The organism is Aliarcobacter thereius LMG 24486 (genome assembly GCF_004214815.1).
Classification (GTDB): domain Bacteria; phylum Campylobacterota; class Campylobacteria; order Campylobacterales; family Arcobacteraceae; genus Aliarcobacter; species Aliarcobacter thereius.
Genome location: NZ_CP035926.1, coordinates 1,867,265 through 1,881,058 on the forward strand (window position 1 = coordinate 1,867,265; position 13,794 = coordinate 1,881,058).

A 13,794-nucleotide genomic window follows, 5' to 3' on the forward strand; every position below is an offset into this window, starting at 1 on the left:
CTCGCTATTATACCCATAATAAATATATAGTTTATCTTATATTCCAAAATAATTTTATTTTATAACTATTTTCTTTAACAAAAAGTTACACTTCTTTTATAAAAGCCGACAAAATAGCTCTTCTTTATTTTTCAATTATTATGTAAAATGTTACATAAAATCCCAAATTATACAAATATTAGTTAAAATTCTCTTTTATTTTAAAGGATCAATTATGAAAAAAACAGTTATTTTTGATTTAGATGGAACACTTCTAGACTCTATTTATGATATTGCAGTGTGTATGAATGAATCTTTAGAAAGTTTAAATTTAGAAACTTATAGTATTGATGAATATAAATACTTTGTTGGATATGGAGTTGATGAATTAGTTTTGAATGTATTAAAAAACAATTTAGAATTAAAAGAGAAACTTGTAAAAAAATTTAAAGAGATTTATGATGAAAAACTTCATAGTAATACAAAACCTTATGATGGAATATATTCACTTTTAGATGGATTAGTAAATATTAATTGTAATTTAGCAGTTTTATCAAATAAACCCGATTTAATGACAAAAGAGTATGTAAAAATAAATTTTAAAGATTACCCTTTTTTAGAAGTTCACGGTCAAAGAAGTGATATACCTAAAAAGCCTGACCCAAAAGCTGCTATTAATATTGCAAAAAGATTAAATATTCCTTGTGAAAAAATATTTTTTGTAGGAGATACAAAAGTTGATATGCAAACAGCAAAAAGTGCAGGAATGATTGCTATTGGTGTATTATGGGGTTTTAGAGATGAAAAAGAGTTAAAAGAAAATGGAGCTGATTTTATTGTAAATCATCCTTTAGAAATTTTAGAGATAATTTCAAAATCTTAATATAAAGCCCAAAAGGCTTTATATTTTATGGTTGTTTAAATATAGTTATATCTTGAGCATGTTTTGTATATTTTTCAATATTTACTAATACTGTATTTGAACTATTTCCATTTGCAAGTTGTGATGTAGGAATATCTTTTGTAAGAACATTTACACATCCATTTAGACAAATTGTTCCAATCTGTCCTCTTTCAAGTGGATCATACCAAGCTCCCTCATCAATTCTTACAACACCACTTTTCAAATCATCAGTTAAAACAGCACCTGCTAGAATTTCACCTCTTTGATTATAAACTCTTACAATATCACCATCTTTAATATTTTTAGATTTTGCATCTCTTTTATTTATAAAAATTGGCTCTCTATTTGCAACTGCATACTTTTCTCTTAATGATGTATTATTTAATTGAGAATGTAATCTCTTATCAGGATGCGAAGTAATAAGTGCAAACTCTGCATTCTTTTTCTTCATCCCAAGCCACTCATCTGGTTCAAACCATGATGGATAGGCTCTACAATCTTTGTAATTCATCTTTTCAATAGCTTTTGAATATATCTCAATTTTTCCAGAAGGTGTTCCTAGTGGTTCTAAAATTGGATCTTCTCTAAAATCTGCATATCTTACAAACTCTGTATTTTCAAAAGGAACTTCAAAATTAACTGGTTTATTTGTTTCCCAAAAATCTTTAAACTTTGGTATTTCTATTCCTAAATTTTTTGATTGATTATAAGCACTAGTATAAAACTCTTCTATCCACTGTAAAGCTGATTTGTTTTGAGAATATTCTTCATATGCTCCAAACTCTTTTGCTAAATCACAAAAAATCTCATAATCATCTCTTGCTTCATTTTGTTTTTCAACTGCTTGTTTCATAGGAACAATACTTGAGTTTGAATAATCTCCACTCATAGTAATATCATCTCTTTCATAACTTGTAGTAACAGGCATAACAATATCTGCCATTCTAGCTGTTGGAGTCCAGAAAATTTCATTTACAACTATTGTTTTAGGTTTTCTTAAAGCTTTAACTAAAGTATTTGTATCTTGATGATGAACCATAGGATTCCCACCAACCCAATATATAAAATCAATATCTGGATATGTAACTACAGATCCATTATGATTTATCTTCTTACCTGGATTTAAAAGTGCATCTGCAATTCTAGCAACGGGAAAAGCAAATTTTGCTGTTTTTTCTTTCCATGAAGCTCCACCTGTTGTTACTGTTGAACCAACTGTTGAAGTAATTCCACCTATTACTCCACCTTTTGTTGTAGGAGCTCCACCATTTGAATAGTGATAAGAAAACCCAAATCCTCCTCCTGGAAGTCCAATTTGTCCAAGCATTGAAGCAAGTGTAACTATCATCCAGTGAGTTTGTTCTCCATATTGAGCTCTTTGAATTCCCCAACCTGCCATTATCATTGTTCTATTTTGATACATTAATAAAGCTAATTCTTTGATAGTCTTTTCATCAATTCCACAAATTTTTGATGCCCATTTTGTATTTTTTATAACTTTATCTTCTTTTCCAAAAAGGTAATCTTTGAATTTATCAAAACCTTCTGTGTACTCTTCTAAAAACTCTTTATCATAATTCTTTGTTTTTATTAAATGATAAGCCATCCCCATCATAAAAGCAACATCTGTTCCAGGAACTATTGGTTGCCATTTTGCATTTAAATATGTACAAGTTTCATTTTTTTCTGGATCTATACAAATAATCTTCTTATTTGATTTCTTTAACTTCTCTAAATATTTGAAACCTTGTTCATCTGATGAAGTCCAAGATATTTTAAGAGTTCTTATTAAGTTTGCTCCCCAAATTACAACTACTTCAGAATTTTCAAGTACAAGTGGCCAAGATGTTTGCTGTTCATAAACTTCAATAGTTCCTAAAACGTGAGGCATAATAACTTGAGCTGCACCTGTTGAATAATCTCCTAAAGTTCCAGTAAATCCACCTGTTACATTCATAAATCTATGTAGTAAAACTCTTGAGTTATGCATATTTCCACTACTTTTCCATCCATAGCTTCCTGCAAAAACACCTTCAGCACCTTTTTCTTTTCTAGTTTTTTTAATCTCATTTGCAATTAATTTAATAGCTTTTTCATAAGGTATTCTAACCCATTCATCATTTCCTCTTAACTCTGGTTTTGAATTATTTGGATTTTCTAAATAAGATTTTCTAACCATTGGATATTTTATTCTATCTTTTGCATATACTAAATCTTGTGTGTAGTATTGTAATGGATTATAAATATCTGATGTTTTTTGAATTGGCTCAGATTTTATAATTTTTCCATCTTTAATTGTAAGTTTAATAGTTCCCCAGTGAGCTGCTGTTATAACTTCACCATTTTGTATTAAATTTGTAGAAAACTTTGAAACACTTGCAGCTAAAAGATTTGTTCTATTTGTTACAACATCAACAAATGGAACTGCTGCAAATAATACTGCAAACTTTAAAATACTTCTTCTTTTTTTATCTATATTTTTCATCCCCTACTCCATATCTTTTGAATGTTTTTGTAAATATTGAACAACTAAATAGTTATCCTCTTTTGTTAAAGCTGTTCTACTAAGCATTGATTTCATAACACTTGGCCAAAGATTTGCTGTAAACTCTTTTTTATCATGTGCACTATGACAGATTCCGCAGTTATTTCCATAAAGTTCTGCTGCTTTTGCATATAATGAATCTAAATCTTTTGTTAAATTATCTTTATCTATAAAAGCTATAAATTCTATTTGTTTGTAATCTTCATTTCCTGTTCTTTTTGAACTTAAAACTTCAAAACTATTATTTTTTGATAATCCAGCAACCAATATCCTATTTTTTTGAGTAAAATATAGAGCATGTTCCACACCCTCTTTTGCAAAACCTACAATTTTTATTTTATATTTATTATTCTCTTCACCTAAAATCTCAACTTTAGAAGTTGGCAATAATCTTCCTTTTGTACTATTACTTTTTGAAGTTTCATACAAATTCTTAACACTTCCTGTATAAAAAACCTCATTAGCAAATAAGCTAGATGTTAAAAAAAGTGTACAAAGCAATAAAAGCTTTTTCATCGGTTCTCCTTTTCCTTGTATAATTTTTATATTAATAAAGATATAAAAACACCAAAATAATCAACTATGACAATTGATTGTATCTCAAAGAAACTATTTTAAACATAAATAGACTTAGTTTTTAAGATTATTTTAAGCTTTATAAATAAAATTATCATCTTGCTTTTATCTTTCTAAATTATAAAGATTATCATTTAATATTGACAATTTATTATTTTGTATATATAATAAAGAGTATTTTATTATTAAAAAGGATTTAAAATGTCAAAAATAATTATTCAATTAAACCAAATTCAAGCAGATGCTCACGCACTTTATGTAAAGCTTCATAACTTTCATTGGAATGTAAAAGGAATGGATTTCCATCCTGTTCATAACTTTACAGAAGGTTTATATAATGAGATGTCAACTCTTTTTGATGATACAGCTGAAAGAGCAATTATTATTGGTGGGAAAGCACTTCTTACAATAGATGCCCTAGCAAAAACAACAAAAATTGCAACAGAAACTGCTGATTGCTTTAAGTCAAAAGAGATTGTTGAAAAAATTGTTACAGATTTTACATATTTATTAAAAGAGTTCAAAACATTAAGCCAAGTTGCTGGTGATGCAAATGATAAAGGAACTGAAGCTTTTGCAGATGATAAAGTTGCTGAACTAGAAAAAAATTTATGGATGTTAAATAGTATGTTAAAATAACATACTTTTATAAGCCACTTATTGAAGGTAGAATACTACCTTCTCTACATTTTATTTTATATATTTCCTATTTAAAGAGCATCAATGAAAAAATCAATTAATCACATATATTTAATAATATTATTATCAATATTATCTTCTGTTGCTCCAATGGGAGTTGATACATATTTACCATCTATTCCAGAAATTGCAAAATATTTTAATGTAAATACTTATCAAATTGAACTATCTTTATCTATATTTTTAATAGGTTTTGCCACAGGACAAATATTTGGTGGTCCTATTTCTGATAGATATGGAAGAAGATTTGGTTCAATAATTGGACTTATTGGTTATGCTTTTTTTAGTTTTTTAATCATCTTTTCTTCTTCAGTATATGAACTCTGGATTTATAGATTCTTAGAAGCATTTTTTGGTGGAATTACTGTTGTAAACGCTGCTGCTGCTATAAGAGATAGATTTAAAGGACAAGAAGCAGCAAAAGTTTTTTCTTTAATTGGAATTATTAGAAGTATTGCTCCACTCATAGCACCTGTTATTGGTGCAGCTATTATTCATTTCTTTCCTTGGGAAGGAATTTTTGTTTTTCTTACAATTTATGCTTTACTTGTTGCATTTTTTATATATAAAGATTTACCTGAAAGCTTTGTAAAAAGTTCTATTGGAATTATTGAATCATATAAAAGTGTTCTTACCCATAAAACAGCACTAAAAGCCATGTTTGTACTTGCTCTTAGTTTTGGTGGTTTTTTCATAATAATTGCAAGAACATCTTATATTTATATTGAACATTTTCAGATTTCTACTGATTTATTTCCACTATTTTTTGGTATAAACTTCATTATTTTAATGTTTATGATAAAAGTAAATGTATCTTTACTTAAAAAATATTCTGCACTTTTTATAGCAAAATCTGCAATACTATTTCAAATATTTATAGGAGTAATATTTTTAATAATTCATAAAGATATAAATTTATTTGGAATTATGATTATTATTGCTTCATATATGAGTATGATGGCTTTTATTTTTGGAAATTGTATGGCTATGGCTTTGGAACATTTTTCTAAAAATGCTGGAGTTGCTAGTGGAGTTATTGGAATTTTACAGTTTGGATTAGGAGCTATAATTTCATCTATTGCTTTAAACTTTGCAGATGATGGATTTTTTATAATTGCTTTTAGTATTACATTGATTTCTATAATAAATCTAATTATTTTAAAAAGTTATAAAGCTTAGGCTTTATAACTCTATCTCAAAAAACTCTTCATCTGTTTTTTGATATTTTGCAACAGAACATGAAAGTTTTATTGCATTTGGATAATCTTTAAATTCATCAGTAAATAGTTTTTTTATTTTATCTACTTCAACTGCTCTAAAAATAAAATATCCCAAAATATCAATCTTTCTTTCACCAGCTTTTTCTATTCCAAAACTATCGAACTTCCAATCAACACCTTTTGAGAAAAAGAAAACTTCACTTACTCTTCTTTCAAGTTCATCTCTTACATTTTGGTTAAACTCTTTTAAATGTATTTGAAATGCAATATTATAATTAAACTCTTCTTGAACTAATTTTTCAAAATTCTTATTCATATTTTCCCTTCGTTTCTATATTGTTTTATATTAATTATTTTTTATGTTAACAAAACTTTGATGAAAGTTCAAACTAAATATTTTGTTTTATTTGATATAATCTTCTATTAATATTGGAGTTATATATTGGATAAAGTATCAAAAGTCATTTTTAATAAAGGTATTTCTCTAAGCAATACAATTTTCTTATTTTCATTACTAATAGTTTCTATTCTAACAATTGTAATAGCTAGTCAATTATTTTTTTATAGCGAAAAAATAGCTATTTCTAAAATTAATTCAAAACTTGAAGGAATATCAATAGATTTAAAAAATAATATTGAACAAAAAGATATTACTTATTCAAGTACAGTAAAAGTTCTTAGTTTTATTGAAGAAGATTTAAATGTTATAGAAATTTATACAAAACTTCTTGAAACAAACTCTAGTTTATATGCTATTTATACATTTTCAAAACAAAATGATTTTATTCAAGTTATAGATTTAAATATAGATAAAGAGCTTGGAAATTTCTATAATGCAAAAGAGAATGAAAGATGGCTTTTATTAAAATCTATAAATCATAATGTAAATAATATTGAATATACATTTTATGATAAAGATTTAAAGATTAGCTCTCAAAGAATAAAAAAGAATAATTATGATGCAAAACAAAGACCTTGGTTTAAAAGTGCTGTTATAAGTGATAATGTTACAAAAACATTTCCATACCATTTTATAAATGCCCAAGCATTAGGTATTACTTACTCAAAAAAGTCTTATAATAATGAGTTTATAATATCTTTAGATCTATTAATTCATAACTATTTAGACTCTTTAAAAAAGCATATTGAAGTTGAAAGTATGGATCTGTTTTTATTTGATCCAGAAAAAAATATCCTATCTTACTTATCTGAAGATGTAAATATTTTTAAGAATATTCTAAATAATAACTTCGACAAAGAATATTATAAAAAAGCTAGAATCATAGAAGAAAATGATAAAAAATATATCTTAAAAGTTATTGATTTAGAGACTTATAATAATGGTTATTTAGCAATTCTTGCTGATTATGAATTATTAACAAAACCATATAAGAATGAAGTAATATGGCTATTGTCTATCTTTGTTGTTTTAAATATTCTCACAATTCCTTTTATATTATATCTTTCAAGAGTAATTACAAAACCTATTTATTCTTTAGTAGAACAGAGTAATAGAATTAAAAGTAAAGATTTTAATATAATTCAAATAGATACAAATATAAATGAAATTGCTCTACTTTCTGATTCTTTTACATCTATGTCAAAATCAATTTTTGAACACCAAACTTATCTTGAAGAGAAGATATCACAAAGAACTGAAGAGTTGCGTATAAAAAATGCTGAATTAAAAGAGCTATCAATTACAGATAAATTAACATCTTTATACAATAGAACAAAACTTGATGATGCTTTAAAACAAGAGTTTGAAAGAGCAAAAAGATATGAAAGTAGTTTTAGTCTTATTATTTTAGATATTGATTTTTTTAAATTAGTAAATGATAATTTCGGGCATAAAATAGGTGATGATGTATTAAAAGAAACAGCTTCTATTTTGAAATCTTCTATTAGAGAATCTGATATTTTAGGAAGATGGGGAGGAGAAGAGTTTTTAATAATTTGCCCAAATAGCTCAAGTGAAGATGCAATCTTATTAGCAGAAAAATTAAATCAAGCTATTAAAAATCATATATTTAGTACCTATCCTAAGCAATTAACTATTAGTTTAGGTATATCTTCATTTAATAAAAATATTAAAAGTCCTGATGAGCTATTAAATTATGCAGATATTGCACTTTATAAAGCAAAAGAGAATGGAAGAGATAAAGCAGTAATTTTTGATAATCTTTATTAATATTAAAATTATGTTAATCTTAATATTATAGAATTAAAAGAAAATTTGGGAATAAAATTGAAAATATTTAAAAAACTACTAATTTTAATCTTCATAACTATATTTTTAAGCTCTTGTTCAAATGTTGAACAATCAAGCATCAAAGAGAAAATAGTTGAAGTTGGATATATAAATCCTGTTAAACAAAGTCTTTTATTGGATATGACTTTAAGTGGTCGTGTAAAAGCAAAACAGATTGCACAAATAAGACCACAAATTAGTGGAATAATAAAAGAGCAACTATTTATAGAAGGAAGTTTTGTAAAGCAAAACGATATTTTATATAAAATAGATGATTCTACATACAAAGCAAATTATAATAAAATAAAAGCTGAATTACAAAGTGCAAATGCATATTTAAAAAGTGCTTTAGCAAAAAATTCAAGATCAAATGAATTACTAAAGTTTGAAGGTATTTCAAAACAAGAGTTTGAAGAGATTGAAGCATCTTATCTTCAAGCACTAGCTGAAGTTAAAAAGAAAGAAGCAGAATTAGAAGATGCAAAAATAAATTTAGATAGATGTCAAATAAAAGCTCCAATTAGTGGTTATATTGGTGTTTCTACTGTTACAACAGGTGCTTTAGTAAATGCAAATCAAAGTGATTTTTTAGCAAGTATAAAAGATAGTAGTACAGTTTTTGTAGATTTAAATCTTTCTTATAGTGAATATCTAAGAGCAAAATCAATAATAGATTTTGATAACAATACAAAAGTAACTTTAGCTTTAAATGATGATTTATCTTATGAAATTGAAGGTAATTTACAAAGCAAAGAACTTAGCGTTGATGAAAATACTCAAACAGTAAAAATAAGAGCAATATTTAATAATCCAAACAATATTTTATTATCAGGAATGTTTGTAAAAGCAAATTTACAAAGCCAAAAAAGCTTTGATGGATTTTTACTTCCTCAACAAGCTGTATTAAGAGATCAAAAAGCAAATCCTATAATTACACTAATAAATGATGATTTAACAACAAGAGAAGAAAAAGTTGAGATATTAAGATCATTTGGTAATTTCTGGCTTATCAAAGATAAATTAAATGAAAAAGACAAAGTAGTAATTGAGGGTTTAAATAAGATAAATCGTAATACAAAAATATCTCCAAAAGATTTAAATAGCAAATACAAAGTATCAAAATGATTGCAAATTTCTTTATATTTAGACCTATTTTTGCTTGGGTTATATCTCTTATTATTATGATAAGTGGTGTGGTAAGCCTATATTTATTACCTGTTGAACAATATCCTGATATTGCTCCACCTCAAATAAATATCTTTGCAACTTATACAGGGGCTTCTGCTGAAACTATTGAAAATAGTGTAACTCAGATAATAGAACAGCAACTAACAGGTCTAGATGGAATGTTATATTTCTTTTCAAGCTCTAGTTCATCTGGAAGATCAAGAATAAGTGTAGTTTTTAATCAAGGAATAAACCCTGATATTGCACAAGTTCAAGTTCAAAATAAAGTAGAACAGATTTTATCAAGACTTCCTGAAGATGTACAAAGACAAGGTGTAAGAGTATATAAATCACAAAATGACTTTTTAATGTTAGCAAGTGTTTATGACTCAAGTAATCGTGCAGATAGAACAGATATTAGTGACTTTTTAGTAAGCAATCTTCAAGATAGTATTGCAAGAATTGATGGTGTTGGAGAAGTTAGTGTTTATGGTGGTCAATATGCAATGAGAATTTGGCTTGATCCTTATAAACTAGAACAATTTTCTTTAATTCCTAGCGATATACAAAGTGCAATAAATTCTCAGAATTCTCAAGCAAGTGCTGGAATATTAGGTTCTATGCCCACATTAAGTGATCAACAACTGTCAGTTACTGTTACAGCTAGAAGCAAATTCAAAACTGTCGAAGAGTTTGAAAATATAATTCTAAAAGCAAATCTAGATGGAAGTAGTGTAAAAATAAAAGATATTGCTCGAGTGGAGATTGGTGCACAAAGTTACAGCAACATCACTTCTTTAAATGGTTCACCTGCTTCAGGAATTTCTATTCAACTTGCAAGTGGTGCAAATGCAGTTGCTACTTCTAATAGAGTAAAAGAGTTTTTAAAACAGAGTGAAAGTTTTTTACCTGAAGGCTATAAAATAGCTTATCCAAGGGATACAACTCTATTTATAAAAGCTTCTATTTATGAAGTTATTAAAACCTTAATTGAAGCAATTATTTTAGTTGTTTTAGTCATGTTTTTATTTTTGAAAAATTTTAGAGCAACATTAATCCCAGCTATTGCTGTTCCTGTTGTACTTTTAGGAACTTTTGCTATATTAAATATTTTAGGTTTTTCAATAAATACTCTTACAATGTTTGCTCTTGTTTTAGCTATTGGTCTTTTGGTTGATGATGCTATTGTTGTAGTTGAAAATGTTGAAAGAAATATGAATGAAAAAGGTTTAAATCCAAGAGAAGCAACTATTTTATCAATGAAAGAAGTTACAAGTGCATTAATAGGTATTACAACTGTTTTATCAGTTGTATTTCTACCTATGGCATTTTTTGGAGGCTCAACGGGAGTTATATATAGACAATTCTCTGTTACTATTGTTTCATCTATGATTTTATCTGTTATTGTAGCTTTAACTTTAACTCCTGCACTTTGTGCAACTATTTTAAAACCTCATCAAGAAAAAAATAGAGGATTTATTTATTGGTTTAATTCAAAATTTGAATCTTTAACAGAAAAATATTCTAAACTTGTAGAGAAAAGTATATTTTTCTCAAAAAGATGGGCATTTTTTTATCTATTAATTATTATTTCATCAGTTTATATGTTTACAAAACTTCCAACAAGCTTTCTTCCAAAAGAAGATCAAGGAAGTATGATGGTTCAATATACACTTCCAAGTGGAGCTGTTGCTTCAAGAACAGTTGATACTGCAAATATTATCAGAGATTACTTTATGAAAAAAGAAGAGAAATATTTAAATACAATTTTCACAATCTCAGGTTTTAGCTCAAGAAGTAGTGGACAAAATGTTGGTACAGCTTTTATATCTTTAAAGTCTTGGGATGAAAGAGATAAAGATGGTCATGTTGATAAGATTTCTGCAAGAGCATTAAAAGAGTTTAATGATCCAAATAGTAAATATTTTATTCGTGATGCTAGAGTTTTTGCCTTTAATCCAAGTGTTGTTCAAGGTTTAGGTTCTAATGATGGTTTTGAATTCCAATTACTAGCAAGTTCAAACATAAGTAGAGAAGAGTTACTAGAAGTTAAAGATAATATTATAGAAGAAGCTAAAAATAATCAATATATAAAATCTGTAAGATCAGATGGTGCTGAAGAATCTCCTCAATTAAAAATCTCTTACAATATTGAAAAAGCAACAAGTCTAGGAATAAACTTAAGGGATATTGATACTACTTTAAGTGCTGCTTGGGGTGGTGTTTATGTAAATGATTATATAGATAGAACTAGAGTAAAAAGAGTTTATATTCAAGGTGATGCTCCATTTAGAAGTGCTCCTGAAGATCTTTATAAATGGAAAGTAAGAAATAATAGTGGTTCAATGACATCATTCTCAGAATTTAGTGATTTTTCTTGGGAATATGGACCTGAACAATTAACTAGATTTAATGGATTTATGTCTTATCAAATAGAAGGTGATGCAAAAGATGGAGTTAGTTCTGGATTTGCAATGAAAGAGATGGATAAAATATCTAACTCATTAGCAAATGGAACTATGAGTGCATATAGTGGAGCATCTTATCAAGAAAGAATGGCTAGTAATCAATCCATGCTACTATATTCTATTTCACTTTTAGTTGTATTTTTATGTTTGGCTGCTTTATATGAAAGCTGGAGTGTTCCTTTTTCTGTAATATTAGTTGTTCCTTTAGGACTTTTTGGGGTTGTATTGGCTGTACTTTTAAGAGATTTACATAATGATATTTATTTCCAAGTTGCTCTTTTGGCAGTTATGGGACTTGCAAGTAAAAATGCCATTTTGATAGTTGAGTTTATAAATAGTTCTTATAAGAATGGAATGGGTTTATTAGAGTCAGCAATTCTTGGTGCTAAACTAAGACTAAGACCAATAATTATGACCTCTTTAGCATTTATTGCAGGAATTATACCTCTTGCAATATCCTCAGGTGCTGGTGCAAACAGTAGAATTGCAATAGGAACAGGAATAATAGGTGGAACAATTAGTGCAACAATATTGACTCTATTTTTAGTTCCTCTATTTTATATATTTATAAAAAAAGTATTTAGTAAAGAGTAAAAATGTTTAGATATATATTTTATTTTATTTTAGCACTCTTTTTTGTATCTTGTACTTCAATGCAGCCAAATCTTAATCTTGAAGATAAAGATTTTACAAAAGAGTCATTTAAAAATTATGAACAGAATAAAAATAAGAGATTTGAAGAGTTAAATAGTAATGCGTTTTTAAAAGATGAAAAACTAAAAACTATTATTAATCTTGTTTTAGAAAATAATAAGAGTTTAGAAATAGCTCTTTTAAAAATTGAGAGTTCAAAAGCTCTTTATGGAATACAAACTTCAAATCTATTTCCAAAAATAGATGCAAACCCTTCTTTAGATAGAACAAAAGCAAGTGATACAACAAATCCAAATAATAGAATATTAAATAACTATAAAGCAAATGTTACAGCATCTTTTGAGCTTGATTTATTTGGTAAAAATCAAAGTTTAAATGAAGCTGCTAAGAATAGTTTTCTTGCTACAAAATATGCTTATAATAGTACAAAGCTTCTATTGATATCTGAAACTATAAATTCTTATTTAAAATTAGCAAGTAGCTTAGAAAATCAAAAACTATCAGATGAAATTCTAAAGAATCTAGAAGAAGTTTATACTTTAACAAGTAAAAAATATGTTTTAGGAGCTGCTTCAAAACAGGAAATGTTGGCGAGTTTAGCTTCACTTAAAGAGATGGAAAATATAAGTTTAGAGTTTGAAAATGAAGTATCAAAAAGTATAAATGCACTTGAACTTTTAATCTCTTCTAAACTTGATGAAAACTTAATACCAAGCAATTTTTTAAAAGCTGATTATATTGATACTTTAAATTATCAAATAGAATCAAATGTTTTACTAAATAGACCTGATATAAAAGAGTATGAATTTAAATTAAGAGAAAAAAATGCAAATATAGGTGCAGCAAGAGCTGCTTTCTTCCCAAGTATTAGCTTGACTGCAAATACTGGTTATGCTAGTAACTCTCTAAGTGGATTATTTTCAAACCAAAATACATTTTGGCAAATTAGTCCAAGTATAAATATTCCTATTTTTACTGCTGGTGAAAATATAAAAAGATTAGAATATTCAAAAAAAGAGCAAGAAATAGCTTTAAAAGAGTATGAAAGAGCTATTCAAACAGCCTTCAAAGAAGTAAATGATACTTTGGCTATTAGAAAAAATATTGCTTCTAAACTAGAGAACTACTCTTTACTTTTAGAATCTTTAAAAGATACATATAATATTGTTTTAAACTCATATAAAATTGGGAAAGGAAGTTATCTATCTTTACTAATTGCACAAAAAGAGTATATAAATTCGAAAATAGCTTATACAAATTTAGTTTTAAGTGAGCTAGAAAATAGAGTAGATATTTTTAAAACTTTAGGTGGAGAGATAAAAGAGTAATTA

General features: G+C 26.9%; 10 protein-coding genes. 7 read left to right on the forward strand and 3 right to left on the reverse strand.

Features of this window, described 5'->3' with window-relative positions; translation table 11 throughout:
• The first annotated feature begins 214 nt into the window (after positions 1-214).
• Positions 215-862, forward strand: coding sequence for an HAD family hydrolase (locus tag ATH_RS09605; protein ID WP_066181892.1), 648 nt, complete (start codon positions 215-217; stop codon positions 860-862).
• Positions 863-887: 25 nt separating this feature from the next.
• Here ATH_RS09605 and ATH_RS09610 read toward each other — a convergent pair whose 3' ends face one another.
• Both ATH_RS09610 and ATH_RS09615 read right to left on the reverse strand, forming a co-directional pair.
• Positions 888-3,368 carry a molybdopterin guanine dinucleotide-containing S/N-oxide reductase gene (locus ATH_RS09610; RefSeq protein ID WP_066185387.1) on the reverse strand — a complete coding sequence of 827 codons (2,481 nt, stop codon included), beginning with the start codon at positions 3,366-3,368 and terminating at the stop codon, positions 888-890.
• Between the two features lie 3 nt (positions 3,369-3,371).
• On the reverse strand, positions 3,372-3,944 hold the full coding sequence (locus ATH_RS09615) for a cytochrome C (protein ID WP_066181899.1): 573 nt from the start codon (positions 3,942-3,944) through the stop codon (positions 3,372-3,374).
• Between the two features lie 261 nt (positions 3,945-4,205).
• Here ATH_RS09615 and ATH_RS09620 point away from each other — a divergent pair, with 261 nt between their 5' ends.
• Both ATH_RS09620 and ATH_RS09625 read left to right on the forward strand, forming a co-directional pair.
• Entirely contained in the window at positions 4,206-4,643 is a 438-nt protein-coding gene (locus tag ATH_RS09620) for a Dps family protein (RefSeq protein ID WP_066181902.1), read from the forward strand.
• 84 nt (positions 4,644-4,727) lie between these two features.
• Positions 4,728-5,882, forward strand: coding sequence for a multidrug effflux MFS transporter (locus ATH_RS09625; protein ID WP_083190906.1), 1,155 nt, complete (start codon positions 4,728-4,730; stop codon positions 5,880-5,882).
• 3 nt (positions 5,883-5,885) lie between these two features.
• Here ATH_RS09625 and ATH_RS09630 read toward each other — a convergent pair whose 3' ends face one another.
• The gene (locus ATH_RS09630) at positions 5,886-6,239 is read right to left on the reverse strand and encodes a hypothetical protein (protein ID WP_066181905.1); all 354 of its coding nucleotides are present in this window, start codon (positions 6,237-6,239) and stop codon (positions 5,886-5,888) included.
• 126 nt (positions 6,240-6,365) lie between these two features.
• Here ATH_RS09630 and ATH_RS09635 point away from each other — a divergent pair, with 126 nt between their 5' ends.
• From ATH_RS09635 to ATH_RS09650, 4 genes are read left to right on the forward strand one after another with little or no spacing between them, the layout of a single operon-like run.
• The gene (locus tag ATH_RS09635) at positions 6,366-8,114 is read left to right on the forward strand and encodes a GGDEF domain-containing protein (protein ID WP_066185385.1); all 1,749 of its coding nucleotides are present in this window, start codon (positions 6,366-6,368) and stop codon (positions 8,112-8,114) included.
• A 57-nt stretch (positions 8,115-8,171) separates the two neighbouring features.
• Positions 8,172-9,299, forward strand: a complete 1,128-nt coding sequence (locus ATH_RS09640) for an efflux RND transporter periplasmic adaptor subunit (RefSeq protein WP_066390664.1) — start codon at positions 8,172-8,174, stop codon at positions 9,297-9,299.
• Complete coding sequence (locus tag ATH_RS09645; protein WP_066390044.1) at positions 9,296-12,403, forward strand: efflux RND transporter permease subunit; 3,108 nt, start codon at positions 9,296-9,298, stop codon at positions 12,401-12,403. The genes ATH_RS09640 and ATH_RS09645 overlap by 4 nt, the downstream gene beginning before the upstream one ends.
• A 2-nt stretch (positions 12,404-12,405) precedes the next feature.
• Entirely contained in the window at positions 12,406-13,791 is a 1,386-nt protein-coding gene (locus tag ATH_RS09650; RefSeq protein WP_066390042.1) for an efflux transporter outer membrane subunit, read from the forward strand.
• Positions 13,792-13,794 lie beyond the last annotated feature (3 nt).

What these genes read in the sequence shown, in the direction of transcription:
- ATH_RS09605 (WP_066181892.1), top strand. Translation starts at nt 215, where the DNA reads ATGAAAAAAACAGTTATTTTTGATTTAGATGGAACACTTCTAGACTCT.
- ATH_RS09610 (WP_066185387.1), bottom strand. Translation starts at nt 3,368, where the DNA reads ATGAAAAATATAGATAAAAAAAGAAGAAGTATTTTAAAGTTTGCAGTA.
- ATH_RS09615 (WP_066181899.1), bottom strand. Translation starts at nt 3,944, where the DNA reads ATGAAAAAGCTTTTATTGCTTTGTACACTTTTTTTAACATCTAGCTTA.
- ATH_RS09620 (WP_066181902.1), top strand. Translation starts at nt 4,206, where the DNA reads ATGTCAAAAATAATTATTCAATTAAACCAAATTCAAGCAGATGCTCAC.
- ATH_RS09625 (WP_083190906.1), top strand. Translation starts at nt 4,728, where the DNA reads ATGAAAAAATCAATTAATCACATATATTTAATAATATTATTATCAATA.
- ATH_RS09630 (WP_066181905.1), bottom strand. Translation starts at nt 6,239, where the DNA reads ATGAATAAGAATTTTGAAAAATTAGTTCAAGAAGAGTTTAATTATAAT.
- ATH_RS09645 (WP_066390044.1), top strand. Translation starts at nt 9,296, where the DNA reads ATGATTGCAAATTTCTTTATATTTAGACCTATTTTTGCTTGGGTTATA.
- ATH_RS09650 (WP_066390042.1), top strand. Translation starts at nt 12,406, where the DNA reads ATGTTTAGATATATATTTTATTTTATTTTAGCACTCTTTTTTGTATCT.